The organism is Alkalitalea saponilacus (assembly GCF_900168165.1).
GTDB lineage: Bacteria > Bacteroidota > Bacteroidia > Bacteroidales > Marinilabiliaceae > Natronoflexus > Natronoflexus saponilacus.
Genome location: NZ_FUYV01000071.1, coordinates 1 through 1,668, shown reverse-complemented (window position 1 = coordinate 1,668; position 1,668 = coordinate 1). Strand labels below are relative to the sequence as shown.

General features: G+C 32.0%; 2 protein-coding genes. Both read left to right on the top strand.

Annotated elements, in window-relative coordinates:
* The first annotated feature begins 155 nt into the window (after nucleotides 1-155).
* A complete protein-coding gene (locus B5X70_RS17645; protein ID WP_079559221.1) occupies nucleotides 156-671 on the top strand; it encodes a hypothetical protein in 516 nt (171 codons plus the stop codon).
* A 185-nt stretch (nucleotides 672-856) separates the two neighbouring features.
* Nucleotides 857-1,444, top strand: coding sequence for a hypothetical protein (locus B5X70_RS17640; protein ID WP_079559220.1), 588 nt, complete (start codon nucleotides 857-859; stop codon nucleotides 1,442-1,444).
* Nucleotides 1,445-1,668 lie beyond the last annotated feature (224 nt).

Sequence of the window (1,668 nt, the reverse complement as noted above, 5' to 3'; positions counted from 1 at the left end):
ATCAACATAACGCCAACATTTTGTATATGTCAGTTTTGCAGAAACTTTCACGTTTCTAGATAATTTCGGGTGTGCAAAACCGCCACATACAAATCGACGTTGGGCACAAGTTTACAGAAAAAAGACAGCTTAAAACATCGATTAATTTACTTAAAATGAAAACATTACTCGCATTTTCGATTATCCTAGCAATTGGCCTTTCAAGTTATTCCCAATGTTTGAACAATGAGTCATTAAGCGAAAGGATAAAAAGCGAAGCTGAAGCTATGGCTAATGCCTTGATAACTAAAAATCATGAAGCTTACATTAATTATATGCATCCTGTCTTGATAGAGGCCTTTGGTGGTAAAGTCAAAGTTTTGGAAACATTAAATCAAGGAATATTACATGGAGCAGAAATTAAAAGTATAGAGTTTTCAAACCAATCTGAACCCATTAATTATCTGAATGAAATACAGTGCACATTTAATCAGACTATTATTATGAAATACAATGAAAACAAAATTCTTACTAATAGTACATTAATCGGTATTTCGATGGATAATGGTAACAGGTGGTACTTTATTGATGCTGGTAGTAATACTCTAATTGAACTTCAAGGTCATTTTCCTAACTTAAGCGACCGACTTATTATTAAACCTTTGAGTAAACCATTATTAATAAAAGAATAAAAAAGCGCCCGACGTCATGCATAACACATTGAAGTATATGTGGTTAAATGAATCACCCACCTCTAATCAGCTTTTGTAACTACAGACAGGGACGAAGTCCGCAATCCCCAGCTTTTTATACGCTTAACATTGGGCACAAGTTTACAGGAGGGCGTTACAGTCATTATGAAAACATTTACAATAAAATGAACTTAAAATTAGGATACAAATGGATTTACGTGATTATAACATCACAGATATTCCTCTTATTCTTGCCTGTATATATTTACGATAAGAACTTGCTAATAATTTTAGCCGCAGCTGCTTTAATTCAAATATGGTTTATCGAAAGATTAAAAAAGGATATAAGTTTAACAAAATCATTAGGATTAAGAGTTATCCCTATAATATTTGCTATACTTAATTTAATTAGTTATCAAAACAGAAAAGATAATTTCTTTGAGGATAGTCTGGTTAAGAAAGCAGAAGCAACTATAATATACAAATATAGCCAAGGAGGAGGACGTACAACGAAAAGATATTTTCTAAAATATAGATTTAGTGTGAATTCGCAAGTTTTCGAACATGTTGATGAAGTGAAATATTGGGTTTGGTTCTATTATAAGTTCCATGACAAATTATTAATTGACTATGTTGTTGATAATCCGAAGATATCTAGAATTAATAAATCTAGTCTTATTGAACAACCTAATAAGGATGAAATAATGAAACAAGCAAATGAAGAATATAAGAGACGAAGATTAGAAAAAAAAGAGAAAAACAGACGAAAATAAAACCTGTGCCCAACATCATATATAAAATATTGGGGAATAGGCGTTTATGTGAACCTTTCTGCCCCGCACCAACTTTAGTAACGGCAGACAAAGACGCACACCGCAGCCCCAACATTTCATATATTTAACCGTTGTGGGTTATTAACAAGCAGATTCACCATAAAATGAGAGTATTTTTAATAATTAGTTTTTTTCTAATTTTAAATAACCTTACCGCACAGGAT

What these genes read in the sequence shown, in the direction of transcription:
- B5X70_RS17645 (WP_079559221.1), top strand. Translation starts at nt 156, where the DNA reads ATGAAAACATTACTCGCATTTTCGATTATCCTAGCAATTGGCCTTTCA.
- B5X70_RS17640 (WP_079559220.1), top strand. Translation starts at nt 857, where the DNA reads ATGAACTTAAAATTAGGATACAAATGGATTTACGTGATTATAACATCA.